General features: G+C 72.0%; 20 protein-coding genes. 15 read left to right on the top strand and 5 right to left on the bottom strand.

Annotated elements, in window-relative coordinates:
- Positions 1-119 precede the first annotated feature (119 nt).
- From ACIBK1_RS18355 to ACIBK1_RS18340, 4 genes are all read left to right on the top strand, one after another.
- Complete coding sequence (locus ACIBK1_RS18355; protein ID WP_396736282.1) at positions 120-2,141, top strand: glycosyltransferase; 2,022 nt, start codon at positions 120-122, stop codon at positions 2,139-2,141.
- 279 nt (positions 2,142-2,420) lie between these two features.
- Positions 2,421-3,140, top strand: a complete 720-nt coding sequence (locus ACIBK1_RS18350) for an anticodon-binding protein (RefSeq protein WP_396736279.1) — start codon at positions 2,421-2,423, stop codon at positions 3,138-3,140.
- Between the two features lie 128 nt (positions 3,141-3,268).
- Entirely contained in the window at positions 3,269-4,678 is a 1,410-nt protein-coding gene (lysA, locus tag ACIBK1_RS18345) for a diaminopimelate decarboxylase (protein WP_030510515.1), read from the top strand.
- Positions 4,679-4,720: 42 nt separating this feature from the next.
- Positions 4,721-6,028 carry a homoserine dehydrogenase gene (locus tag ACIBK1_RS18340; RefSeq protein WP_030510514.1) on the top strand — a complete coding sequence of 436 codons (1,308 nt, stop codon included), beginning with the start codon at positions 4,721-4,723 and terminating at the stop codon, positions 6,026-6,028.
- A gap of 72 nt (positions 6,029-6,100) precedes the next feature.
- Here ACIBK1_RS18340 and ACIBK1_RS18335 read toward each other — a convergent pair whose 3' ends face one another.
- Complete coding sequence (locus ACIBK1_RS18335) at positions 6,101-7,192, bottom strand: Vgb family protein (protein WP_197042804.1); 1,092 nt, start codon at positions 7,190-7,192, stop codon at positions 6,101-6,103.
- Positions 7,193-7,390: 198 nt separating this feature from the next.
- Positions 7,391-8,005, bottom strand: coding sequence for a hypothetical protein (locus ACIBK1_RS18330; protein ID WP_396736276.1), 615 nt, complete (start codon positions 8,003-8,005; stop codon positions 7,391-7,393).
- 274 nt (positions 8,006-8,279) lie between these two features.
- Here ACIBK1_RS18330 and ACIBK1_RS18325 point away from each other — a divergent pair, with 274 nt between their 5' ends.
- Together ACIBK1_RS18325 and ACIBK1_RS18320 are read left to right on the top strand one after the other, a co-directional pair.
- Positions 8,280-8,870 (top strand): hypothetical protein, encoded by a 591-nt coding sequence (locus ACIBK1_RS18325; protein WP_396736273.1) that lies wholly within the window; start codon positions 8,280-8,282, stop codon positions 8,868-8,870.
- Positions 8,863-9,879 carry a hypothetical protein gene (locus ACIBK1_RS18320; protein ID WP_036408131.1) on the top strand — a complete coding sequence of 339 codons (1,017 nt, stop codon included), beginning with the start codon at positions 8,863-8,865 and terminating at the stop codon, positions 9,877-9,879. Before ACIBK1_RS18325 ends, ACIBK1_RS18320 begins: the two co-directional genes overlap by 8 nt.
- Before the next feature lie 122 nt (positions 9,880-10,001).
- Here the strand turns inward: ACIBK1_RS18320 and ACIBK1_RS18315 are convergent, their stop codons facing one another.
- Both ACIBK1_RS18315 and ACIBK1_RS18310 read right to left on the bottom strand, forming a co-directional pair.
- Complete coding sequence (locus ACIBK1_RS18315; protein ID WP_030510509.1) at positions 10,002-10,364, bottom strand: GntR family transcriptional regulator; 363 nt, start codon at positions 10,362-10,364, stop codon at positions 10,002-10,004.
- Positions 10,358-11,356: a hypothetical protein gene (locus ACIBK1_RS18310; protein WP_396736269.1), complete on the bottom strand. Its 999-nt coding sequence runs from the start codon at positions 11,354-11,356 to the stop codon at positions 10,358-10,360. The genes ACIBK1_RS18315 and ACIBK1_RS18310 overlap by 7 nt, the downstream gene beginning before the upstream one ends.
- A 190-nt stretch (positions 11,357-11,546) precedes the next feature.
- Between ACIBK1_RS18310 and ACIBK1_RS18305 the strand changes: the two genes are divergently transcribed.
- The 4 genes from ACIBK1_RS18305 to ACIBK1_RS18290 all read left to right on the top strand — a co-directional run bounded on the left by ACIBK1_RS18305 (position 11,547) and on the right by ACIBK1_RS18290 (position 16,879).
- Positions 11,547-13,061 (top strand): glycosyltransferase family 39 protein, encoded by a 1,515-nt coding sequence (locus ACIBK1_RS18305; protein ID WP_396736266.1) that lies wholly within the window; start codon positions 11,547-11,549, stop codon positions 13,059-13,061.
- Positions 13,062-13,136: 75 nt separating this feature from the next.
- Complete coding sequence (locus ACIBK1_RS18300; protein ID WP_081903834.1) at positions 13,137-13,985, top strand: polysaccharide deacetylase family protein; 849 nt, start codon at positions 13,137-13,139, stop codon at positions 13,983-13,985.
- A gap of 120 nt (positions 13,986-14,105) precedes the next feature.
- Positions 14,106-15,221 carry a glycosyltransferase family 2 protein gene (locus ACIBK1_RS18295; RefSeq protein WP_396736263.1) on the top strand — a complete coding sequence of 372 codons (1,116 nt, stop codon included), beginning with the start codon at positions 14,106-14,108 and terminating at the stop codon, positions 15,219-15,221.
- Positions 15,218-16,879, top strand: coding sequence for a glycosyltransferase (locus ACIBK1_RS18290; protein ID WP_396736260.1), 1,662 nt, complete (start codon positions 15,218-15,220; stop codon positions 16,877-16,879). Before ACIBK1_RS18295 ends, ACIBK1_RS18290 begins: the two co-directional genes overlap by 4 nt.
- Positions 16,880-16,904: 25 nt before the next feature.
- Here ACIBK1_RS18290 and ACIBK1_RS18285 read toward each other — a convergent pair whose 3' ends face one another.
- Entirely contained in the window at positions 16,905-18,464 is a 1,560-nt protein-coding gene (locus tag ACIBK1_RS18285; protein ID WP_396736257.1) for a glycosyltransferase, read from the bottom strand.
- A 187-nt stretch (positions 18,465-18,651) separates the two neighbouring features.
- Here ACIBK1_RS18285 and thrC point away from each other — a divergent pair, with 187 nt between their 5' ends.
- The 5 genes from thrC to prfA all read left to right on the top strand — a co-directional run bounded on the left by thrC (position 18,652) and on the right by prfA (position 24,728).
- The gene (thrC, locus tag ACIBK1_RS18280) at positions 18,652-19,710 is read left to right on the top strand and encodes a threonine synthase (protein ID WP_030510502.1); all 1,059 of its coding nucleotides are present in this window, start codon (positions 18,652-18,654) and stop codon (positions 19,708-19,710) included.
- 43 nt (positions 19,711-19,753) lie between these two features.
- Positions 19,754-20,680: a homoserine kinase gene (gene thrB / locus ACIBK1_RS18275; RefSeq protein ID WP_030510501.1), complete on the top strand. Its 927-nt coding sequence runs from the start codon at positions 19,754-19,756 to the stop codon at positions 20,678-20,680.
- Positions 20,681-21,093: 413 nt separating this feature from the next.
- On the top strand, positions 21,094-23,100 hold the full coding sequence (gene rho, locus ACIBK1_RS18270; RefSeq protein WP_030510500.1) for a transcription termination factor Rho: 2,007 nt from the start codon (positions 21,094-21,096) through the stop codon (positions 23,098-23,100).
- A gap of 255 nt (positions 23,101-23,355) precedes the next feature.
- Complete coding sequence (gene rpmE / locus ACIBK1_RS18265; RefSeq protein ID WP_030510499.1) at positions 23,356-23,574, top strand: 50S ribosomal protein L31; 219 nt, start codon at positions 23,356-23,358, stop codon at positions 23,572-23,574.
- 107 nt (positions 23,575-23,681) lie between these two features.
- Positions 23,682-24,728 (top strand): peptide chain release factor 1, encoded by a 1,047-nt coding sequence (gene prfA, locus ACIBK1_RS18260; RefSeq protein ID WP_030510498.1) that lies wholly within the window; start codon positions 23,682-23,684, stop codon positions 24,726-24,728.
- The last annotated feature ends 60 nt before the right edge of the window (positions 24,729-24,788 follow it).

The raw sequence follows: 24,788 nt of genomic DNA, 5'->3' as shown, positions 1-24,788 counted from the left end.
GGTCGCCGGGGGATGGGGCGGGGGAGGTGGACGAGGTCTCGGCTCCGGCTGAGAGCGATCAGGGCGTTCTGCGAATATTGTGACTCTGGTCCTGAAGGTCTACCGCGGAGTCACCCCCTATGAGCGAGGTAAGCGAGCCGGCAGCCGGACAGCCCGAGTGGAGCGACCCGGCGGCGCTGCGGCAGGCGCTGGCGGAGGCGGTGGAGCGGGCCTCCGGGGCGGCGGAGCTGGCCCGGCTGATCACGGACTACCAGCGGCGGCTGGAGGAGGTGGCGCGCTCGGAGGCCGAGGCGCTGACGAAGACGCGCGAGGCCGAGGCGCGGCTGAAGACGGCAGAGCGGCAGAACGCGCAGCTCGCCAAGCAGCTCGCGGAGCAGAAGTACCAGACCGAGGTCGCCAACTGGAAGCTCGCCTCGCTCCAGGACAGCCGGTGGAGCAAGCTCGGCGACGCGATCCACAGCAAGAAGCCCGGCACGGTGGCCAGGACGCTCAAGGCGCCGGTCAGGAAGCGCCCCGCGCCCAAGCGCTCGGACTTCAAGCCGCAGATTCCCACCGTCCCCGAGGTGAAGGCGGCCCCCGCCGCGCCCGAGCCCAAGGCCCCGCAGGTCTCTGCGCCGCTCGCCGAGTCGTTCACGGTTCCCAAGGGCCCGACGGCCCGGCCGTACATGACCGTGGCCGCCATCGTGGACCGGCAGACCGAGGCGCTGCTGCGGTATGAGTGGCGGCTGGTGACCAACTTCGGTCCCGACAACTGGGAGGCCATGCTCGACCAGCAGCAGCCGCACGTGCTGTTCGTCGAGTCCGTACGGCCCGGGCCCCGGCAGGGCAACGGCGGGCGCTGGCTGGAGGCGCTGGCCGGCGAGACGCGCGCGGTGCGCGACCTGGTGGCGGCCTGTCGCAAGCGGGGGATCAAGACGGTCTTCTGGCACTCGAGCGGCGCGGTGTCGCGGGCGTTCCCGGCGGCCGAGCACTTCGAATACGTGCTGGCCACCACCGAGGCCCGCGCCCGCGAGTGGCGCTCCGCGCTGCGCCACGAGCGGGTCGGCGTGCTCCCGCTCGCGATCCAGCCCCGGGTGCACAACCCCATCCCCGCCGAGGGCGGCAGGACCGGGGAGATCGTCACCCTCGGCACGGTCACCCCGCCGGCCGGCGGTGCGGACTGGCAGCCGCTGGCCGGGCAGGGCGACGACCCGACGTCGTACGACGACGTGCTGACGGCCTACCGGCGGCCGGCCCTGCTGATCGCGGGCGCCGACGCCGAGCCGAGGGTGATAGGGGAGGTCGCGGCCTGCGGCACCCCGGTGCTCCAGGTGCGGGCCGGGGCCAAGGGCGAGGAGGTCCTCGCGGCGGCCGAGATCCTCATGGCCGACGCGGGACGGCTGGCCAGGGAGGCCCACCTCGCCTGGCGGGCCCGCGGCAGTGTCACCCCGCTGCTCGACCCGATCCTCGACACCCTCGGCGTGCCGAGCGTACGGAACAGCGGCGTGATCACGGCGATCACCGCCGTCTCCGAGCCGGCGGAGCTGGACCGCCTGCTCGCCCAGATCACCCGTCAGATCGAACGGCCCGGGCAGATCGTGATCGTGGCGGACGGCCTGGACGCGGGCCTGGTGGACAAGACGGTCCGCCAGTCGTGCCCGGACCTCGACGTCGTGGTCCGCGCCACGGGGGAGCCGGTCACCCGGGGGGCCGCCCTCGACCGCGCGGTCCGGCTCGCCGACGGCGACTACGTGGCCGTGCTCGACGCCAGGGACCTGTACGGCGAGCACTACCTGGCCGACCTCGTCCGCCACTTCGCCTCCACCGACGCCGAGGTGCTGGGGAAGGCGTCGTTCTACGCCCACCTGCCGGCGACCGGCGCGACCCTGCTGCGCCAGCCGGAGACCGAGCACCGGTTCCTCCCCGAGGTGGCCGGCGGCACCGTCCTGGCCCGCCGCCAGGTCCTCACCGAGCTCGGCTTCGCCGACGTCTCGGAGGAGTGGGGCGAGGTCCTGATGCGGCAGTGCCGTACGGACGGGGTGCGGGTCTACTCGGCCGACCGCTACTCCTATGTCTGCGTCCGCGACTCGGCCGAGGGCTCACTGCTCGGCGCTGCGCGTATGGAGGGATACGTCCCAGCCGAGCCCCTCGCCCTGCTCTAGACCCCCGCCCCACCCCTCGTGATCTTGTAGTTTGTCGCATGGATGGGCCGTCACCTGCGCCGATCCCTTTGATGATCATGCAAGTGCGCGCCGATATGCTTCGTGACCTGGCGTTATCACCGCCGCGATCTTGCAGTTGCAAGATCGCGGTTTGTGTTTCCGCTGATGGGCCCTCTGGTAGTGCCAATTCTGCAAGATCGTGAAAAGTGAAGGCCCAGCTCGGCGGGGATGCGTGCGACAAACTACAAGATCACGGCGGTGAGGGGGTGTGGGGTGATTATGGAGGCGTTGTGTGGCGTCCTTGGCGCGCCGCCGGTGCCGCAGGGGTCGTGGGAGCGGGACGCGTGGTTCGTCTCCACGGCGGCGCTGCGGGGAACGGCGGAGGCTGCGGGTGCGACGCCTCGGGGAACGGGGGAGGCTCCGGCTGAGGTGGCGGAGCGGCTCGCGGCACGGCTGCGCGCGGTGCCCGGGATCCGGCGGGTGGACGTCCGGCCCAACGGCTTCCTCGTCATCGGCGTCGCCACCCCCGGAGAGATCGTCGAGGACGTGCTGGCCGCCCCGGTCGCCGTGCCCCCGCCGCCGGGGGTCTCCGCGGCGCCGTGGCCGGACTTCCCGCGCACGTGGGACAACCCCGGTTTCGCCGTGCGGTACGCGTACGTGCGGGCGGGAGCCGTACGGCGGTGGGCGCGCGACCTGGGCGTGCGGACCGGCGCGGCGGCGCGGCCCGAGCTGCTCGACGGCCCGTTCGACCGGGCCGTGCTGCGGGTGCTGGCCGAGTTGCCGAGCAGGAGGGAGAGCCGCGATCCGGGATGGGCGGCGTACCTCGAACGCCTGGCCGAGGGCTACCACACCGCCGTCGAGCGCGCGGCCCCGATCCCCAGGGGCGACGAGCCGCCGTCGGAGCTCCACGCGGCCCGGGTGCGGATGGGGGAGGCGGTGCGCCGGGTGCTCGGCGAGGGGCTGGTGGAGCTCGGTGTCGCCCCGCCCGGCAAAATCTGAACAAAACCGGTGATTGGCTGAAAGTGCTGTCGTCGATGACCTGCGGATCTGAATATCTTCCGTCGGGGCCGTCTCGCAGGGTGAACAGCGGGCGCGAGTGAATAGCAGGGTCGGCTAGCCTCGTTCGGGTGAGTCGATTCGCCCACCCTGCCGGCGACCTGCACGCCGCTTCATCGATCGTCGCCGTGACCGCCGGACTGCCCGAGGAGCGTCCGCAGCAGCACGTGCCGGCCGACCTCAACGCGCTCGAACCGGCCATCTGGCCGCGAACGTCCGGCCGGGCCGACGGCGCCGTCACCATCGGCGGAATCGACGTGCGCGACCTGGCGAAGGAGTTCGGCACGCCTCTGTACGTCATCGACGAGGAGGACTTCCGCTCACGCTGCCGCGAGTACCGATCCGCCTTCCACGACGGCGAGGTCCACTACGCCGCCAAGGCGTTCCTGTGCCGCGAGGTCGCCCGCTGGATCGACCAGGAGGGCCTCGGCCTCGACGTGTGCAGCGCCGGTGAGCTCGCCGTCGCGCTCAGCGTGAACTTCCCGCCCGAGCGGATCACGATGCACGGCAACAACAAGTCGCTCGCCGAGTTGGAGAAGGCCGTCCAGGTCGGCGTGGGCCACATCGTGGTCGACTCGTACGAGGAGATCGCCCGCCTCGGCTTCCTCGCGGACAAGCACGGCGTGCGGCCGAAGGTGATGATCCGGGTGACCGTGGGCGTCGAGGCGCACACCCACGAGTTCATCGCGACCGCCCACGACGACCAGAAGTTCGGCCTGTCGCTGAGCAGCGGCGCCGCCGCCGAGGCGGTGCGGCGCATCCTCGCGCTGCCGCAGCTCGAACTGGTCGGCCTGCACTCGCACATCGGGTCGCAGATCACCGACACCGGCGGTTTCGAGGTCGCGGCCCGCCGCCTGGCGAGGCTGCTGGTGGAGATCAAGGAGGAGCACGACGTCGTGCTCCCGGAGCTGGACCTCGGCGGCGGATACGGCATTCCGTACGTGGTGGGCGACGAGTCCCTGGACGTCAAGGTCATCGCGGACGGCCTGCGGGAGATCGTCACGAAGGTGTGCGAATCGGCAGGGCTGCCCGTGCCCCGGCTCACAGTCGAGCCGGGCCGGTCGATCGCCGGAGTGTCCGGTGTCACCCTCTACGAGGCCGGTACGGTCAAGGACGTGGAGGGCCTGCGCACGTACGTGAGCGTCGACGGCGGCATGAGCGACAACATCCGCACCGCCCTCTACGGCGCCGAATACACGGCCGTGCTCGCCTCCCGCGTGAGCCAGGCGGCGCCGATGCTGTCGCGCCTGGTCGGCAAGCACTGCGAGAGCGGCGACATGGTCGTGCGCGACCTGTACCTGCCGGGCGACCTGGCCCCCGGCGACCTGATCGCCGTCGCCGGCACCGGAGCCTACTGCCGGTCGCTGGCCAACAACTACAACTATCTGCCCAAGCCCGCCGTCGTCGCGGTGTCCAACGGCCAGGCGCGGGTCATCATCCGCAGAGAGACCGAGGACGACCTGCTCAGGGGGCAGCTGTGACCGGCCGCTCCGGGCAGTCTGGCGGCGAAGCGAGGAGGCATCGTGAGTAAGGCCAAACCGGCGCTCAGGGTCGCGCTGCTGGGCTGCGGCGTCGTCGGGTCGCAGGTCGTGCGTCTGCTCCGCGAGCAGGCCGACGACCTGGCCGCCCGCGTCGGGGCCCCACTGGAGCTGGCCGGCGTCGCCGTGCGCAGGCTGGGGCGCAAGCGGGACGCCGACGTGGACCCCGCCCTGCTCACGACCGACGCGGAGGCCCTGGTCACCCGCGACGACGTGGACATCGTCGTCGAGGTGATCGGCGGCATCGAACCGGCCAGGTCGCTGATCCTCGCCGCCATGGCGCACGGCAAGTCCGTGGTGAGCGCCAACAAGGCGCTGCTGGCCGAGGACGGCGCGACGATTCACCGGGCCGCCCGCGAGAACGGCGCCGACCTGTACTTCGAGGCGAGCGTCGCCGGGGCGATCCCGCTGCTGCGCCCGCTGCGCGAGTCGCTGGCCGGCGATCGGGTGCGCCGCGTGCTGGGCATCGTCAACGGCACCACCAACTACATCCTCGACAAGATGGACTCCACCGGCGCCTCGTTCAACGACGCCCTGGAGGAGGCCCAGGCGCTCGGGTACGCCGAGGCCGACCCCACGGCCGACGTCGAGGGCTTCGACGCCGCCGCCAAGGCGGCGATCCTGGCCGGCATCGCCTTCCACAGCCGGGTGACGGCCGCCGACGTGCACCGCGAGGGCATCACGGAGATCACCGCGGCCGACGTCGCCTCGGCCAAGGGCATGGGGTACGTCATCAAGCTGCTGGCCATCTGCGCCCGCTCCGACGACGGCAGGTCGGTCGGCGTCCGGGTGCACCCCGCCATGATTCCGAGGTCGCACCCCCTGGCCGGGGTGCGCGAGGCGTACAACGCCGTCTTCGTGGAGGCCGAGTCGGCCGGGCGGCTCATGTTCTACGGCGCGGGCGCGGGCGGCGCGCCGACCGCCAGCGCCGTGCTGGGCGACATCGTCGCCGTGGCGCGCAACCGCATCGCCGGCACCCGCGGGCCGGAGGAGTCGACGTACGCCGACCTCAAGGTCCACCCGATGGGCGACAGCGTCACCCGCTACCACGTGTCGCTGGACGTGGCGGACAAGCCCGGTGTGCTCGCCCGGGTGGCCGAGATCTTCGCGAGTCACGACGTGTCGATCCAGACGGTGCGGCAGGAGGGGCGCGGCGACGACGCCCAGCTCGTGCTGGTGACCCACCGGGCCAGCGACGCGGCCCTGTCGGGCACGATAAAGGACCTGCGCGACCTCAACATCGTCCGCGCGGTCGCGAGCGTCATGCGGGTCGAGGGCGACGACACACCCTGACGCCGAGGGCACTCTGCCTGCGGGGACTCCCGGGTGCTCCACCTGGGAGTCCCCGCAGCTGTGCCGGCCGGGCTAAAGGGCGATCTTCGCGATCTGGTCGACGTAGTTCTCGGTGAGCCAGACGTTGTCGTCGGGCCCGCTGGTGATGTCGAAGGGCCCGGCGAGGGTGGTCGGCATGTTGTACTCGATGATGATTCCCGAGGTGGTGACGCTGGCCGCCGCGTTGCCGAGTTGCTCGGACACCCACAGCCTGCCGTCCGAGCCGCTGGTGATGCCCCACGGGAAGGCGTCGGGGTCGTCCAGCGAATACTCGGTGAAGTCGCCGTCCGTGGTGACGGTGCCGACCTTCCCGTTGGCGTCGGCGTACCACAGGTTGCCGTCCGGCCCGGTCGTGATCCCTATGGGTATCGCCCCCGTGGAGGGGATGGCGAACTCGGTGATGTCCCCGTCCGGGGTGATCTGGCCGATCGAGCCGGTGAATGACTCGGTGAACCACAGGTTGCCGTCTGGACCGGCCGTGATCCGCATCGGGTAGGCGTCGGCGGTCGGCAGGGCGTACTCGGTGATGGTTCCCGAGGTGGTGATCCGGCCGATCTTGTTGCCCATGGTTTCCACGAACCACAGGGCGCCGTCGGGACCGGCGGTGATGCCCCAGGGGTAGGACCCCGCGGTGGGCAGGGCGTACTCCGTGATGACGCCGGACGTGGTGATCCGCCCGATCTTGTCGCCGGTCGCCTCGGTGAACCACAGCGCGCCGTCCGGCCCGGTGGTGATGTGCCCCGGCTCGGGGTCGGTGGTCGGCACGGCATATTCGGTGAAGTCGCCGTCGGTGGTGACGCGTCCGATGTTGCCGGCGTAGTTCTCGGTGAACCACAGGGCGCCGTCGGGACCGGAGGTGATGCCCACTGGTCCTGACGTGTGGGTCGGGGTGTCCATCTCCGAGACCGTGGGGAACCGCTTCGCGTCGCCGGAGCCGTACGGCCGGCCGAGCGGGCGCGGCCGGTGGGCGGGACACCGGATGTGCCGGTGCTCCGGCATCCGCTTCAGCTTCTGGCAGATCCGCACCCATGGCGGCGGCGGTTTCGGACGCTCGCCCGGCCCGGCGGCGGCGCCGGCGGGCAGGCCGGTGAACAGAGGCGCGGCCGTCGCCAGGGCCAGCGCCATCGCCGCGAGTGGGCGGCGGAGGTGTCGTGAGAAGCGGGGCATGGCAACCCTTCGGCTGAGGAGCGGCATGAGACGCCGGATCGGAAGCCGCGCCCCGGCCCGGCGGGGCTCACTATCGCCGACCTGCCCGACCGGCGGCCGATCCGCCGCGTCCGTGGCGGGTCAGGAGACCCCCAACTCCTGTAGGGGGCGGGACGGTCAGGCGATCGAGTGCGTGATGGTCCCGGTGTAGACCCCGGCGGCGGCGTTGGAGGGGATGGTGATGACCAAGGTGGGCTGCCAGCTCGTCGACATCGGCACCGCCTGCTTGCGCGCGCTGAACGCGACGACCGCCGAGGTGAGGGTCACCCGGCCGGCCGCGGTGGCCTGACCGGGGTTGCGGGTGCCCGGGCCGGACGACGTGGTGACCGGGCCCGACCAGTAGGCGACGTTCGCGGCCGTGATCGTCTGCGTGGGGGTGCCGCTGCCGGTGGTGAAGTTCGTGGCGGACACGGTCGCCGTCCAGGGAGGCAGTCCACCTCGGGAATCGACGACCGTCACCGTGCCCATCGAGGCGCTGAGCGTGCCGCCGCGGGCGCCGCTGCCCAGGTTCACCGATCCGGGCAGGGTGATTGTCAGCGGATCGGCCCGCAGCGGGACCAGTGTCCTTCCCTCGCCGGCTCCGTATCCCCCGGTCTCGGCGGCCAGGGCCGTCCCGGCCCCCGCGAGGCGTAGGAAGACGGCCGGCGCGGCGGGCAGCGCGGCCGACGGAGCGATCGATGGAGCGATCGACGCGGCCAGCGCCGCCGTCACGATCGCACCGACCTGCCGCATGTGCTGCCTTCCTCGTCACCGTTCCGCCGCCACGCCGCCGATCTCGCCCGTGAACGACGCACGGCAGGCTAGGGCACCGAGCGGGCGCCCGGCCGTTGCCACGCCGGAGCCAGCCGTAACCGTGGACAACGGACCGCGCGTCTCCGCCGGTCATCATCTGATCACAAAGGGTTTCCAGACACCGGCAGAAGAACCGTGTCGCACGCCTCGGACCAGCCAGGATGTCACCGACCGCGGCCCTAACGGGGCACCGCACGGATGGAGGAATCGGCAGATGGGCAAGAGGAGTGTCGCCGCGCCGTCGGCGGCTGTCGCAGGACTGGCGCTGGTCGCGGCAGTCACGGTCGCGTCCACGGCGTCGCCCGCCGGAGCGGCCTCCTGCCCGGCCTCCACGACCTGCCCCACGACCGTCACCTTCACCGTCACCAATCCGGGCGGGCTGACGACCACTGTTCCCGACGGTCCTGTCAGCGTCGGCAGCGGCGTGCCATCGGGCCAGATCAGCGGCCAGCTCGGCCCGATCGCGGTGAGCGACCAGCGTGCCGCGCTCACCGCGACGTGGGCGGCCACGGTGTCGGCCACCGCCTTCACCACCGGCGGCGGCACTCCGGCGGAGACCGTCCCCAACACCGCGGTCCTCTACTGGTCCGGCCCGGCGACGGCCACCACCGGCACGGGCACGTTCGTGCCGGGGCAGGCCGACGCGGCGGCCGCCCAGTCGCTCGACGAGACGCGCACCGCGTTCAGCAAGACGAGCGGCTCCGGCGTCAACACCGCCGAGTGGAACCCGACCGTCGTCGTCAACGTGCCCGCGCAGGCGGTGGCGGGCCTGTACACCGGCACGGTGAACCACTCCGTTGCCTGACCGCTCAGCCCGCAGGATCGTCGCCGCCACCCTGCTCGCGATCGTGTCGTACGCCGCGGCCGTCGCACCGGCGGCGGCCGATGATGAGGCACGCCGGCAGGGGCGGTTCGGCATCCGGCTGCTGGAGATTCCGGAGAACCGGCTGGACGACCCCCGCTCGCACGCGTTCATCGTCGACCACGTGAATCCCGGCACCACCTTCACCCGGCGTCTCGAGGTCTTCAGCACCTCGTCGCGACGGCAGCACGTGAACGTGTACGCCGCCGCGGCCCGGGTCGGCGACGCGGGCTTCACGTTCGCCCCCGCGCATACCGGCAACGAGCTGACCTCCTGGATCACACTCGACCGGACGGCGGTGGACCTGCCGCCGCACGGTCACGCCCCGGTGACGGCCACCGTCGCGGTGCCGCCCACGGCTTCCAAGGGCGAGCGGTACGCCGTCATCTGGGCGGAGATCTCCTCGGCCTCGCCCGGCCCATCGGGCAACGTCGCGCTCGTCAACCGGATCGGCGTCCGCACCTACCTGGACGTGGGCCCGGGCGGCGAACCGCCGACGCGGTTCCGGATCGGCGAGGTGACCGCCGCGCGCAGCGAAGACGGGCGGCCGCGGCTGGTGGCCGAGGTCGGCAACGAGGGGGAGCGCGCCGTCGACCTGGAGGGAGAGGTGCGGCTTTCGGAGGGGCCGAGCGCGCTCAGCGCCGGGCCGTTCCGGAGCACGGGCGTCACCACCCTGGCTCCCGGCGGACACGGTCAGGTGACCGTGCTGCTGGGCGGGGACCTGCCCGCCGGGCCATGGAGGTTCCGGTTCACCCTGCGCAGCGGCCGCGTCAGCCATACGGCCACCGGGACGATCACCTTTCCCGCGGCCGGGGAACGGGCGGAGGCGAAGGGTGATCCCAGCGTGCCGGTCCTCGCCGCCTGCGGCGCCGTGGCCGCCGCGGCCGTGGTCCTGTTGATCGTGAACCTGTGCCGGTTCCGCCGCCGGCCCCTGGACCGCGAAGCCGCCTGACCTGCCCGGCCTGATCGGCGCGGCGGGGAAGCCGCCCGACCTGCCCGGCGACGAGAGCGCCTGATCGTCCCTTTGACGCGGACGCCGTCGGCGTGAATCGGCGTGAATCGGCGAGGGGCGGGTCAGCGCTCCGCCAGAGCTCTGCGGACCGCGTCGAGGGCCTCCTCCTCGGAGGCCCCGAGGTGCCGCACCGCGCCGGCGAACTCCTCGGCTGCCTCGCGCAGGCGCAGCCGGCCGCCCTCGGCCGCGAGGTCGGTGATCATCGCCGCGCGGCCCCGGCGCAGCTCGACCAGGCCCTCGTCGCGCAGTTGCTGGTAGCCGCGCAGCACGGTGTGCAGGTTGATGCCCAGCGCGGCGGCGACGGCCCGCGCCGACGGCAGTTTGTCCCCGGGAACCGCCGCGCCCCTGGCCACCGCCGCGCGCACCGAGGCAGCCACCTGGTCGGCCAGGGGCTGAGCGGAGGACGGATCGACGACGATCAGCACCCGGCGGCTCCCCGGGCACGGGTCAGTGACGCGTTCACCAGCGCGGCGGCCGTCTCGGCGTCCCGGGCCGAGTACAGGAACTCCCGCCCGTCGGTGAGCCGCAGCGCCAGCACGGGCCCGCGACCGCTCACGTATCCCCACCCTCTGCTGCCGCCGATCATGCCGAGCCCCCTGCCGGACGCCTCCGGCCGCACCGACGCGAAGAGCACCGTGTCGTACGGCACGACCCGCCGCAGGCCCCCGAGCCCCGGCAGGCTGACCTCGACGCCGCTGCCGTCGATGCGGAGCCGGGTGCGCGCCGAGAGGATCGCGGCGAGCCCCATCAGCGCCATCAGCGTCGCCCCCTGCCAGGAGCGGGAGAGGTTGAAGAGCCCGAACCAGCCGAAGGCGAGCATCGCCGCCCCCTGCAGGAGCGAGCGCGGATACCAGGCGGACGCGGCGTAGACGGCCCGCTGCGCCGGCGCGAGCGGCAGCAGAGGCACTCCCGGGGGTGGCGCGGTGCGCGCGCCGGGGGCGGGCGGCAGGGGACCCGCCAGCCACCAGCCCGCGACCCCTCCGAGAAGGGTGAGGGCGATTTCGGCCGGAACCTGCCACGCCGGCAGGGCCGTAGGCCCCGGGGAGTCGATCAGTGCGGCCACCGCGACACCGTCCCCCGCCGCCATCGAGACGCTCGTGGCGACGGAACACACGACCAGCCAGCGCTGCAAGCCGGGCCAGCGCCAATAGTGCGTGAACCCGGCGAGGAACACCACCTCGAAGCCTCCCACGGAGAGGGCGAGCGACCTCAGCCACTCACCCCATCCAGGCGCGTACCGCGGCTCCCCACCCCAGACGTAGGCCCGGCCGGGCAGGCGGTCCCGGAAGACGGCGAAGAGCAGCAGGAGAAAGAGGAGGGCGAGAAGCGGTGGCAGGACGGTCAGCACCAGGCGGCGCGGCCGGCCGGGTCGCCCGGCGTCCTGCTGGGGGCCGACGTGCTGGGGGGAGTCGTACACGAGCCACCTCCCAAACTGTTTGCATGTCACTATAACAATCAAACAGTTCCGTGAGGAGTTCCCGCTGAGATCTCGTACGGTGGAGCCCGGCATGTCCGGAAGGCAGGGCGATCGCGGGCAACGACTCGATCGGGTAACGGCCCGCCGATCCGCGCGGCCGTGCGTGTTCGATGTCCTTGAAGTCGCCGAAATGATCAGTTCTGTGGGGGGAAGCGTGGTTGCGGGCGAGGCGGTCCGGACGTCCGGCCGGAGGACGGAGGCGGAAGCGAAGGACTGGCCCCGCTGGACCCCGCTGCTCGCGGGCCTGCTGACCACCTGTGTCGCGATCTCCGGCACCACGGCGTCGCTGTCGGCCGACGAGGTGGCGACCTACAGCGCCGCGGTGGCCCGGCCGCTGAGCGGGCTGTGGGGGCTCGTCCAGCAGATCGACGGCCACTTCCTGCCCTACTACCTGCTCATCCATGTCTGGTCGTGGCTGGGGGAGGCCGAGTGGTGGCTGCGCCTGCCCTCGGCCCTCGCGGCCGGCGTGGCGGCGGGTTTCCTGGCCGACCTCGGCCGCCGGCTGGCCGGTCCCCGGGCGGGCGTGCTGGCCGCGGCGCTGTTCGCCGTACTGCCGTCGGTGTCCTATCACGGCGCGAACGCCCGGCCGTACGCGTTCGCGGCGGCGGCGGCCGTGATCTCCGCCTGGACGCTGCACCGGGTGGCCGAGTCGCCCACGAACACCCGGATCCGCTGGTATGCCGCGTCGGTGGCGCTGCTCGGCTGCACGCACCTGTTCTCGGTCCTGGTGCTCCCGGCCCAGTTCCTGGCCGCCCTGCTCGTCCTGCCCCGTCGTGCGTTCCTGACCAGGATCGTCCCCGCGACGGCGGTGGGGTGCGTCCCCCTCGCGGTCCTCGCACTGGTGGGCTGGGGCGAGCGCCACGCGATCAGCTGGATCCAGCCGCACGGGCCCGACGTGCTGCTGAAGTTCCCCAAGCACGCGGCGGGCTCCGACCTCGCGGGGCCGCCGCTGTTCGCCCTCGCCGTCGTGGGTGTGGTGATCCTGCTGCGCAGGTCGGTCCCCTGGGGCGTCCTCGCCGGCGGCTGGCTCGTCCTCCCGCCCGTGCTGCTGCTCGCGATCGACGCGCTGGTGACCCCGGCCTACGTGGACCGTTACGTGTTCGTCGCGGCGCCCGCCCTGGCCCTGGCGGGAGGCGTGGCCCTGGCCTCGGTCCGCCTGGCCCCCGTTCCCTTCGCGCTGGTCGGCGTGCCCGTCGTCCTGGCGGTCGCGCTGCTGGGGCTGCCCGCGCAGGCCGACTATCGGCAGCGCAACGGCCACTACGACGACTTCCCCGGCGCGCTCGGCGTGATCCGGACGCGGGAGCGCCCCGGCGACGCCATCGTCTACGGTCAGAGCCGGCTGCGCACCGGCTTCGTCTACTACGGCCGGGAGGGCCTGCCCGAGGACGTGCTCCTCAGGGGGCAGGGCCCCGCCTTCGAGTACGCGGAGCGGGACGACCTCGCCGAGGCCCTGGCCGGGCACCGCAGGGTCTGGGTGGTCTGGCGGGGGACGAAGCAGGCCGGGCTGACGGGGAAGAAGATCCCCAGGGTGGCCTCCGTGCGCGCGGCCGGATATCGTCTCTCCACGGCCTGGCATTCCGCGGAGCTGCCGGGCCTGACCGTCGCACTGTTCGAGCGCGCCCGCAGCAAGAATGGCAAGAGCTGAGGGTTGTGGACCGTTTCATTACGGTTGGACATCACGTGCAAGAGTAATTGGCAAGTGTGAGTAAAGTTGCTCCCCATGCGACTTACGGTGAAGAGACTTCTTCCGGCCTGTCTCCTAACCGCGGCGTCGATCGCGGGACTCCAGCACCCGGCCGCGGCGGCCGGTTCAGCCGCCCCCACGCTCGTGAAACAACAGGCGGCACGGGCGGCCGGGGTGCCGACCGTGGTCCTCACCTTCGACGACGGGACGGCCGACCACCTCGCCGTCGCCAGAATGCTGAGCAGGCGCGGCCTCAAGGGCACCTTCTACGTCAACAGCGGCCGCCTCGGCAAGCGCGGCTACCTGAGCGTGGCCGCGCTGCGGGCCATCGCGAAGGAAGGCCACGAGATCGGCGGCCACACCCTCCACCATCCGCATCTGCCGGAGATGTTCGACGCCGCGCAGCAGACGGAGATCTGCGACGACAGGCGGGCGCTGCTGAAGATGGGCTTCGCCGTGCGCTCGTTCGCCTATCCGTTCGGCGCCCTGGACGAGTCGGGCAAGCGGATCACGATGGGCTGCGGCTACAACAGCGCGCGCGACATCAACGGCCTGTACCGGCCGGACAGCTGCCAGGCCTGCCCGGTCACCGAGACGATCCCGCCCGCGGACCTCGCGGCCGTACGCGCCACGAGCCAGACCCGCCTGCCGCGTACGGCCCGCACGCTGCGCGAGTTCGTCACCCGCGCCCAGCAGGAGAGCGACCCCGGCGTGGTGACCTTCGTCTTCCACGAGATCAAGAACGCGCCGCGGGACCAATACGCGACGGCTCCCAAGGAGTTCGCCGCCTTCATCGACTGGGTGGCCCAGCAGCGGAAAGCCAAGAAGATCGTCGTGAGGACGCTGGGCGACGTGGTCGGCGGGAGCGTGTCGCCCGTCCCGTGATCCCGCCTGTCGTGCCGAGTCACAGCGAGTGGTCAGGTTGACCGCGACGGTCACAGGAATTCACAAGGTTCGGCTGATAAAAGTTCACCAGCTGTAAAACGGACCCGCGGGAGGGACGCCGTGACGGTGACGACCGGCATGTGCTCGCCGTACGGCTTCACGCGCAGCCCGGCCGAGGAGACCGCGACGCTGTCCTGGAGCGACGGCCGGTGGGAGGTGGGAGGCCGCCCGTTGGCCGTCCCCCCGCAGGCCGCGGACGTCGCCGGGCTCCGGCCGTTGCGCGGGCTCGTGCTGGAGTGGCCGGAGCGGCCCGTCGCCGAGGCACTGGACGCGGTCGCCGGCCTGGCCGCCGCGGGGGTGCCGCTCACCTGCCAGGACCCGCCGGGGTGGGTGCGTGATGCCGATCCCGGGCTCGCCGGCCTGATCGCGGCCTGGACCCCCGAGGCCGACGACGGCAGGCCCGATTCGGTCGCCGACCTGCGCAGGGAAGAGCACAGCGTGCGCCTGCGCAGGCACGCGCTGCGGTCCGGGGGCGTCGGCACCGGCCTCGCCCCGGTGACCGTCGTCATGGCCACGCGACGGCCCCACTACGTCGGCCACGCGCTGCGTCAGCTCGCCCGCCAGCGCGGCGTCGGCCTGGAGGCGGTCGTCGCCCTGCACGGGTTCCCGGCCGCTCGGATACGCGAGGCGGTCGCGGAGTTCCCCCATCCGATAACGGTCGTCGAGGCCGGCCCGGACGCGCCGCTCGGGGCCGTGCTCAACATGGCGGCGGCACGGGCGTCCACCGGCATCATCGCCAAATGGGACGACGACGACTGGTACGGCCCCGAGCACCTGGCCGACCTGCTGCTGGCCATGGCCTATTCCGGGGCGGAGCTGGTCGGGACCGCGCCGGAGTTCTTCTACCTCCAGCCCCTCCACGCGACGATCCGCCGCGTCGACTACAGCAGTGAGGTGTGGGCCGACCACGTCGCGGGCGGCACGATCCTGCTCGGCCGCGAGATCTTCGAGCAGGCCGGCGGCTTCGGGCCGCTGGACCGCGGGGAGGACGCGCACCTCCTGCGGGCGGTCGAGGCGGCCGGCGGCCGCGTCTACCGCACCCACGGTCTGGGCTACGTACTTCGGCGATCGGTCGCCGCCGACCACACCTGGAACCTTCCTCTTGCCCACTTCCTGCGAGTCGCCGCGAACCAGTGGCGCGGCTTTCGCCCGAGTGTGATGTTGGAAGCACCATGACGCCACGAATCAGGGGAAACGACTACACCGTCCTCCGGCCGCCCGCCCTCGGTTCCTCGTGGACGCCCCGCCTGCGGGTCAGCGTGGTGATCCCCGCCTACGCCGATCAGGTCAAACTCGATCTCACGCTCGCCGGGCTGGCCAGGCAGACGTACCCGGCCGACCTGCTCGAAGTGATCGTGGTCGACAACGGCAGCGAGCCGCCGCTGCGCCTTCCGGAGATCCGGCCCCGCGACACGCGGCTGCTGGTCTGCGCGGCGCCGGGCCGGGCCAGGGCCCGCAACACCGGTCTGGCCGCCGCGACGGGCGACGTCATCCACTGGATGGACTCCGACGTCGTCCCCGAACCGGAGGAGGTGGAGGCGCACATGCGCTGGCACCACCTCGCGCCCTATCTGTCGGTCACGTCCTACCTGCGCTTCACCACCGTCCCGCTGCCCGGTCCCGCGGACGTCGCGCGGACGGACGACCTGGCGAAGCTCTTCGAGCCGGCCGAGCCGCACGCCTGGATCGAGGACCTGGTGCAGCGGTCGGACGGGCTGGTCCACTCGCCGCGGCCGTTCAGCATCCACATCGGCGGCGCGTCGTCGGTCTCCGCCCGGCTGTTCGAGCGGGCCGGGCCGATGGACCCGGAGATGATCCTCGGTCAGGACACCGAGATGGGCTACCGGCTCGCGCAGGCGGGGGCGGTCTTCATCCCCGACCCGCAGGCCCGGGCCTACCACCTCGGCCCGTCGATGCGCATGCGCGACAGCGCGCCGATCAGCCGGGTCAGCCACGCCCTGGTCACCGACCGGGTGCCCGGTTATCGCTGGCTGCGCACCCATCCCTCCCGCCAGTGGAAGGTCCCGCAGGTGGAGGTCCTCGTGGACGCCACCGCCGGGTCGTACGACGACGTCAGGGCCACCGTGGACGGCGTGCTGGCCGGCACGGTGACCGACCTCGCCGTGGTGCTGACCGGCCCGTGGGACGAGCTCGCGCCCGAGCAGCGCGCGCCGCTCAAGGACCCGCGCCTCGATCTCGTGCTGCTGCGGGCCCACTACACCCACGAGGGCCGGGTGCGGCTGGCCACCACGGTGTCCGACACCCAGTCGCCGTACCGCCTGCGCATGCCGCCCGGCTGGGTGCCCGAGGAGGACGGCGTCGGCCGGCTGCTCGACGTGCTGCGCGGGCGGGAACGCGGACTGGTGAGCGTGCTCCTGGCCGAGGACCCCGAAGGCGTCACCGTCGCCCGCCTGGAGCGCACCGAGGCGTTCTCCCGCGCGGCCCTCGTCGCCGAGGAGGGCGAGGACCTCGACGACGCCGTTGACGAGATGTTCGGCGTCTACTGGGTCGACGGCGAGACCTTCGGCTTCCGGACGGCCGCGGAGGCCCCGGCCCATGTGAGCGCGCGCGCCGCCTATCGCGCGCGGGTGCAGGCGCAGGCCGAGGTCGAGCGGCTGACCAAGGAGGTCGAGCGGCTGCGGGGACAGGTGACGAAATGGCGCGGCGAGGCGGCGCGGTGGCGCCAGTCCGCCGTCGAGTTCCGCCGGGAGATCGGCACCCTGAGGCGGCAGGTCTCGGCGCTGCGCGGGCAGGTCGCGGTGCTGAACCGCGCCCGGGGCCTGCGTGGCATCGCCCGGGGTCTCCGCCGGCCCTTCACGTTCAAGAAGACCTGACCGCCCGGCCCGGCCATCGGACGGGTCAGGAGCGGCGGAACAGACCGCGGCGACGCTGGGGCGCAGACTCCGGCTGCGGGGCGTGAGCCGCCGCCGGTTTCGCGGCCGGTTCCGGGGCCGCCTGCGGCGTCTCCTTGGGCGTGGCCTGCGATGCGGCGGGCGCGGCCGGTTTCGCCGCGGTCGTGGGAAGCTTTTCGAACTCGCTCGCCGCGGCGTGCCGCACCCCGTGGGTCTGGGCGATCACGTCGGCCGGGTCCTCGCCCGGCGCGGCGAGCCGGCGGGCGCGCGCGACGGCCTCGGTCCGCTCCAGGACGGCCGTGCCCCCGCCGGGCAGGTCGAGGACCAGCAGGCCGATGCGCTCCTCCAGCATCGCCTTGACCGCCCGCTCCAGCAGCGCCGGAGCCGGAGGGGCGTCGACGGGCGCGGTGTAGCGGAAGGGGACGGGCGCGGCGGTCGGCGCCGCCCGGTCCGCGAACCGGACCCGCGCGTCGTGCCCGAACGCCGCCCTGACCAGGGCGAGGTCGAACGCTTCGGTCCCCGGCGCCCACCTGCGTCCGCCTTCGAGCGACGACCAGGGGCCGGTCAGCGTCACCACGACGTCGGTGAGCGTGCCGCGCAGCACCGCGTCGACAGCGGCGACGATCCGCCGCTCGTCCGCCCCGGTCACGTCGAAGACGACCTCGACGTACGGCACGAGCCAGCGCCGGCCGGGTTCCTTGCGCAGATCACGGCGGAGTGGGACCCGGTGTGCCAGATGGGCCTCGACGAGCCGGACGATCGACTTGCCGTGCTCACCGCGCTGGGCCGGCAGGCCGAGATGCACGGCGCGGGCCGCCATGTCGGGGACGAACACCGCCCCCGCCTGGGCGAGCCGGTAGGCGAACTCGGTGTCCTGGCCGCGCACCACCTCGGGATCGAAGCCCCGCACCTCGTCGAGCAGGGCCCGCCGCAGGGAGACCGTCGGACCGGTGCACACCTGGTAGGGGTTCTTGCTGGCCCGCAGGCCGTCGAGACGGCGGATGGTGTCCTCGGTCGAGCTGGACACCAGCGCCGACGGGTCGAACAGGTCCTCAGGTGAGCCGTGCCGTACGGCCTCGTGCACCTGCGCCGGAGTGAGAGCGGGCTCCTCGGCGAACTTCTTGCCGCCGATGGTGACGAGATAGTCGGTGAGGTGGTGCCAGCGGAACAGCGCCTCCAGGTGCTCCCGCGAGATCACCATGTCGGCGTCGAGGCGCTGCACGATCTCGCCCTCGGCCGCCGCGATGCCGGCGTTCATCGCGTGCCCCGCGCCCCATCCGCCGGGCGGCACGACCACGACGCGGGTGTTGTCGGGCCGCAGATCGGGCAGGCGCAGCGGAGGGTCGCTGCGGTCGTCCACCACGATCACCTCGGTGAGGTGCGCGGGATAGGTCTGCGCGGCCAGCGCGGCCAGCGTCAGGTCGAGGCGGTGCTGCCCGCCGTGCGCGGGAATGACGACACTCGCGCTGAGCGTGGGCGTCCAGCCGCCGAGGGGCGGCGGCGTGAGCGGAGAGTAGTCGTTGTGGCGAATTCTCGGCCGGGGCTCCACGCCTGTCAGGTGGGCCAATCCTCGTCCTTCACAGCGATGGTCAAAAGGTTGCTCCACCCTAGCGAAAGCGGCCGACGGTTCCCTAAGGTGACGCCCAATATGTCCATTTGGTGGACAACGGAGTCCGCACGTCAAACGGTTGGCCGTAGACTCGGTGACCGATACCCCTGGTAACACGCGTACGCGCGCGTGGGAGGAGCGATCAATGTTCAGGGCTTGGCGTGGCCTGATCGAGGAGTACCGCGACCGTCTGCCGGTCTCCACGACGACGCCCGTGGTGACCCTGCTCGAGGGCGGCACGCCGCTCGTCCCGGCCAGGCGGGTGTCCCAGATCACGGGCTGTGACGTCCACCTCAAGGTCGAGGGCCTCAACCCGACCGGCAGCTTCAAGGACCGCGGCATGACCGTGGCGATCAGCAAGGCCGTGGAGGAGGGCGCCCAGGCCGTCATCTGCGCGTCCACCGGAAACACCAGCGCCTCGGCCGCCGCCTACGCCGTACGGGCCGGGCTGACCTGCGCCGTCCTCGTGCCGCGCGGGAAGATCGCGATGGGCAAGCTCGCCCAGGCGCTGGTGCACGGCGCCAGGCTGCTCCAGGTCGAGGGCTCGTTCGACGACTGCCTGGAGATGACCAGGAAGCTCGCGGAGACCTACCCGATCGCGCTGGTGAACTCCGTCAACCCGCACCGCCTGCAGGGCCAGAAGACGGCGGCCTTCGAGATCGTCGACGCGCTCGGCGACGCGCCCGACGTCCACTGCATCCCGGTCGGCAACGCCGGCAACATCTCGGCCTACTGGATGGGCTACAAGGAGTACGCCGACGACGGCGTGGCCACCAAGAGGCCGCGCATGCTGGGATTCCAGGCGAGCGGCGCGGCGCCGCTGGTCGGCGGCAGCCCCGTGACCCACCCGCAGACGATCGCCACGGCGATCAGGATCGGCAACCCGGCCTCGTGGCGGCTCGCCGAGTCCGCGCGCGACGAGTCCGGCGGCGACATCCAGGCCGTGACCGACCGCCAGATCGCCGCGGCGTACAAGCTGCTCGCGCAGGAGGAGGGCGTGTTCGTCGAGCTCGCCTCCGCCGCGAGCGTCGCCGGCCTGCTCCAGGCGCACGAGCAGGGCCTGCTCACGCCCGGCCAGCGGGTCGTGTGCACCGTGACCGGCAACGGCCTCAAGGATCCCGACTGGGCCATCTCCGGCGCCCCGGCGCCCGTGACGATCCCGATCGACGCCTACGCCGCCGCGGCCGCGCTCGGACTTGCCTGACCAGCCCTCTCATTTCCGCCCATCAAAGGGTTCAGGTGACGAATTGACGGACAGTCACGGCGTCGTCGTCCGCGTGCCGGCGACGAGCGCCAACCTCGGCCCCGGTTTCGACAGCCTCGGCCTCGCCCTCGATCTGTACGACGAGGTGGAGGCCGAGATCTCCGGCTCGCCCGGCGTGCGGATCGCCGTGGAGGGCCAGGGCGCCGGTGAGCTGGACGAGGACGAGGGCCACCTCATCGTCAGGACGATGCGCGCGACGTTCGACCGCATGGGGTTCGCCCAGCCGGACGGCGTCGCGCTGCGCTGCCGCAACCGCATTCCGCACGCGCGGGGGCTCGGCTCGTCGTCGGCGGCGATCTGCGCCGGCATCCTCGCGGCCCGCGCCCTCGCGCGCGGGCGGGGTGCGGGGGATCTGCCGGACGCCGAGGTGTTCGCGCTGGCCACGGAGCTGGAGGGGCATCCCGACAACGTGGCGCCGTGCCTGGCGGGCGGACTCACCATCGCCTGGACGGACCAGTCGGGGGTGGCGAGTATGGTGAAACTGAGTCCGCACGAGGACGTCCGGCCGGTGGTGTTGATCCCGGATTTCCGGTTGTCCACGGAGGAGGCTCGGGGGCTGCTGCCGAAGGACGTACCGCATTCCGACGCGGCGGCCAACGCGGGGCGGGCGGCTCTGCTCGTCGCGGCGCTCACACAGAGACCGGAACCGGATCTCCTGCTCGCCGCCACCGAGGACCGCCTGCACCAGAGGTACCGCGAGCCCGCGATGCCCCGCACCGCTGAACTGGTGCGACGGCTCCGCGAGGCCGGGGTGCCCGCCGTCGTCTCGGGGGCCGGTCCGACGGTTCTCGCGTTGACGACACGGGACACCGAGGATTTGATCGCGCCAGAAGTGGGTAATGACTGGCACATCCAGCCAATGAACGTCGACCCGCTTGGTGCGTACGTTCGGTTTCCCGAGACACGCTGATGCTTCTTCGACCTTCAGGGAATAGCTGTGCGCGCTGGTGATGTTAGGCTGATAGCCGCACCAGGTGCCCCCGTGTTGGGTGCGTGCTTGTCATTCGCACATCGCTGCACTTCGCCTCGCGTCCTTCGACGCGGGCAGGGCGATTTCCCCGAAACCGTTTCCTCCAGTCGGCACACCTTCGGGTGGCGTGGCCGGGGGCGGCGTTCTCGGAGACATGCGCGTTCGAACCACCAAGACATCTGGTCGGTGGCGGCAATCCGGGGGATCGCCCCCGGGCACCTACCGCTCGCGGATCCCGAGGGTCATCGACACATGAGATTCGCGAAGCCCGACCCGGTCTGTCCCGCCGGGTCGCATCACCGGGACGCCTGGACGCATGATTCCGGCGCCCGACCCCTGGGAAGGACCCTTAGTTGAGCGACACCACCGAACTCCTCTCCGACGGCCAGGCCGCCGGCGACACCCCCACTTCCGCCCCGGCCCGTCCGCGACGTCGCTCCGGCACCGGCCTGGCTGGCATGGTGCTCCCCGAGCTTCAGGCCCTGGCGACCAGCCTCGGCATCACGGGGACCGGACGGATGCGCAAGAGCCAGCTCATCGCGGCCATCCAGGAGAAGCAGGGCGGATCGGGAGAGACCGCGGCCGAGCCGAAGGCCGCCGCAGAAGCGCCCGCAGTCGCCGAGCGCCCCGCCCGTGGCCGCCGGGAACGTTCCCGCGCCGCCGCGGCGCCCGCACCCGAGGCAGCGCCCGCCGCCACGCCCGCCGCCGAGCCCGCCGTCGCGGCTCGTGAGGAGCGTCCCGTGGTCGAGGCCGCGCCGGTCGTGACCGCCGAGGCCGCGCAGAACGGCGTCGCCGCCGTCGCCGAGCAGCAGGCCGAGGCCGCCCAGCCGGAGACCCGCGCCGAGCGGCCCGAGCGCGGCGACCGTCGCGAGCGCCGTTCGCGCGGTGAACGAGGTGAGCGTGGCGAGCGCGGCCGCGAGCGCGACGGCCGCGGTGACCAGCGCGGTGACCAGCGCGCCGCCGACGCGGGAGACGGCGGCCAGGGCCGTCGTGACCAGCAGGGCCGTGGAGACAACCGTGGCGACAACCGCGGTGACAACCGGGCCGACGGCCGTGACAGCCGTGACGGGCGTGACGGGCGCGGCGACAGCCGTACGGACGGCCGCGCCGACGGCAAGGGCGACCAGGGCGATGACACCCGCGGGCGCCGTGGCCGCTTCCGGGAGCGCGGACGCCGCGGGCGCGACCGCTTCGAGAGCAACGAGCCGGTCATCGGCGAGGACGACGTCCTGATCCCGATCGCCGGCATCCTGGACATCCTCGACAACTACGCCTTCGTGCGGACCAGCGGCTACCTTCCGGGCGCGAACGACGTCTACGTCTCGCTCGCCCAGATCCGCCGCAACGGCCTGCGCAAGGGCGACGTCATCACCGGCGCCGTCCGGCAGCCGAGGGACGGCGAGCGGCGCGAGAAGTTCAACGCGCTCGTCCGCCTCGACACCGTCAACGGCATGGACCCGGAGCAGGCCCGTCAGCGGCCCGACTTCAACAAGCTCACGCCGCTCTACCCGCAGGAGCGCCTGCGCCTGGAGACCGAGCCGAACGTCCTGACCACGCGGATCATCGACCTCGTCTCGCCGATCGGCAAGGGCCAGCGCGGCCTGATCGTGTCGCCGCCCAAGGCCGGCAAGACCATGGTGCTCCAGGCGATCGCCAACGCGATCACGCGCAACAACCCCGAGTGCCACCTGATGGTCGTCCTCGTGGACGAGCGTCCGGAAGAGGTCACCGACATGCAGCGGTCGGTCAAGGGCGAGGTCATCCACTCGACCTTCGACCGCCCGGCCGAGGACCACACCACCGTCGCCGAGCTCGCCATCGAGCGGGCCAAGCGCCTGGTGGAGCTGGGCCACGACGTCGTCGTCCTGCTCGACTCGATCACCCGTCTCGGACGCGCGTACAACCTCGCGGCGCCCGCGAGCGGCCGCATCCTGTCCGGTGGTGTCGACTCGACCGCGCTCTACCCGCCGAAGCGGTTCTTCGGCGCCGCCCGCAACATCGAGAACGGCGGCTCGCTGACGATCCTCGCCACGGCGCTCGTCGAGACCGGCTCCAAGATGGACGAGGTCATCTTCGAGGAGTTCAAGGGCACCGGCAACATGGAGCTCAAGCTCAACCGGTCGCTGGCGGACAAGCGCATCTTCCCGGCGGTGGACGTGGACGCGTCCGGCACCCGTAAGGAAGAGATCCTCATGGCCAAGGACGAGCTCTCCATCGTCTGGAAGCTCCGCCGCGTCCTCCACGCCCTCGACATGCAGCAGGCGCTGGAGCTCCTTCTCGAGAAGATGAAGGAGACCAAGTCCAACGCCGAGTTCCTGCTCCAGGTGCAGAAGACCACGGTCAGCAACGACCGCGACTGACGCCCTTCCGACCGACGCCCCGGACGGCCGCGCCGACCGGGGCGTCGGCGCGATCCGCCGATCCGCCGCCCCGGTCACCACGGTGGCCTGCCCAGGAATAGCCCATGGCCTGGGATGGTTGCAGGATCTGGCACACTGGTAAACCGAACCGCAGCGGTACCGGTTCCCGCAGCCGCGCATCACAGGTGTGCCGATGCGCGCAGGCCGTGACAGGCGAAGCGACCCGGCGACCGCGCCTAGCGTTAGGACTATGACATGAAGCCCGACATCCACCCGGACTACGTGGTCACTGAGGTGACCTGCACCTGCGGGAACACCTTCACCACGCGTAGCACCGCCAAGAACGGCGTGATCCACGCCGACGTCTGCTCCGCCTGCCACCCCTTCTACACGGGCAAGCAGAAGATCCTCGACACCGGTGGCCGGGTGGCGCGCTTCGAGGCGCGCTTCGGCAAGAAGGCCCAGAGCAAGTAGCTCCTCCAGGACGCCGGCTCGGGAGCGCCCCTCTCTTGGGGCGTCTCCGGGTCGGCGTTCTTGGTGATTACGGCCTTTACCGAGGAGCTTGAGCAAAGGAGCGTGCGGTGAACCTCGACGAGATCATGAGTGAGTACGCGGATCTGGAACTGCGGCTCGCCGACCCCGCCGTGCACGCCGACCAGAGCAAGGCGCGGACGTACGGCAAGCGTTACGCGGAGCTCACGCCGATCGTCGCGACATACCGGGAGCTCGAAGGCGTACGGCAGGACCTCGCGGCCGCGCGCGAGCTGGCGGCGGAGGACCCGGCGTTCGCGGAGGAGGCGGCCGAGCTCGAGGGCCGCATCCCGGTGCTGGAGGAGAAGCTCACCCGTCTCCTGGTCCCGCGCGATCCCAACGACGACAAGGACGTCATCATGGAGATCAAGGCGGGCGAGGGCGGCCAGGAGTCGGCCCTGTTCGCCGGAGACCTCCTGCGGATGTACCTCAGATACGCCGAGCGGATCGGCTACAAGACCGAGATCATCGACGCGCAGCACTCCGACCTCGGCGGCTACAAGGACGTCACCGTCGCCATCAAGGGCAGAGAGGGCGTCTGGTCGCGGCTCAAGTTCGAGGGCGGCGTGCACCGCGTTCAGCGGGTGCCGGTGACCGAGTCGCAGGGCCGCATCCACACCTCGGCCGCCGGTGTGCTCGTCTACCCCGAGGCCGAGGAGGTCGACGTCCAGATCGACCCGAACGACCTGCGCATCGACGTGTTCCGCTCCAGCGGTCCCGGCGGCCAGAGCGTCAACACGACCGACTCGGCCGTGCGGATCACCCACCTGCCGACCGGCGTCGTCGTCTCCTGCCAGAACGAGAAGAGCCAGCTCCAGAACAAGGAGTCGGCGCTGCGCATCCTGCGCGCCCGGCTGCTCGTGATGGCGCAGGAGGAGGCCGATGCGGCGGCGATGGCCGAGCGCAAGTCGCAGGTGCGCACCGTCGACCGCTCCGAGCGCATCCGCACCTACAACTTCCCGGAGAACCGCATCTCGGATCACCGTGTGGGCTTCAAGGCCTACAACCTGGACCAAGTCCTGGACGGGGATCTCGACGCGGTGATACAGGCTTTGCTCGACGCCGAACTCGCGGAGAAGCTTGCCGCTCATTCGTGAGCCCGCGACGAGCCTGATGAGGTGACGATGGGAGAAGCGGTGATGGACGTGGGTCGTCGA

The organism is Microbispora rosea (assembly GCF_044460045.1).
GTDB lineage: Bacteria > Actinomycetota > Actinomycetes > Streptosporangiales > Streptosporangiaceae > Microbispora > Microbispora rosea.
This window is presented reverse-complemented; position numbering and strand designations above follow the sequence as displayed.

Excerpts from the sequence above, each read along its gene's own strand:
- ACIBK1_RS18355 (WP_396736282.1), top strand. The coding sequence starts at position 120 with ATGAGCGAGGTAAGCGAGCCGGCAGCCGGACAGCCCGAGTGGAGCGAC.
- ACIBK1_RS18350 (WP_396736279.1), top strand. The coding sequence starts at position 2,421 with ATGGAGGCGTTGTGTGGCGTCCTTGGCGCGCCGCCGGTGCCGCAGGGG.
- ACIBK1_RS18335 (WP_197042804.1), bottom strand. The coding sequence starts at position 7,192 with ATGGCGCTGGCCCTGGCGACGGCCGCGCCTCTGTTCACCGGCCTGCCC.
- ACIBK1_RS18330 (WP_396736276.1), bottom strand. The coding sequence starts at position 8,005 with ATGCGGCAGGTCGGTGCGATCGTGACGGCGGCGCTGGCCGCGTCGATC.
- ACIBK1_RS18325 (WP_396736273.1), top strand. The coding sequence starts at position 8,280 with ATGGGCAAGAGGAGTGTCGCCGCGCCGTCGGCGGCTGTCGCAGGACTG.
- ACIBK1_RS18305 (WP_396736266.1), top strand. The coding sequence starts at position 11,547 with ATGATCAGTTCTGTGGGGGGAAGCGTGGTTGCGGGCGAGGCGGTCCGG.
- ACIBK1_RS18300 (WP_081903834.1), top strand. The coding sequence starts at position 13,137 with ATGCGACTTACGGTGAAGAGACTTCTTCCGGCCTGTCTCCTAACCGCG.
- ACIBK1_RS18290 (WP_396736260.1), top strand. The coding sequence starts at position 15,218 with ATGACGCCACGAATCAGGGGAAACGACTACACCGTCCTCCGGCCGCCC.
- thrC (WP_030510502.1), top strand. The coding sequence starts at position 18,652 with ATGTTCAGGGCTTGGCGTGGCCTGATCGAGGAGTACCGCGACCGTCTG.
- rpmE (WP_030510499.1), top strand. The coding sequence starts at position 23,356 with ATGAAGCCCGACATCCACCCGGACTACGTGGTCACTGAGGTGACCTGC.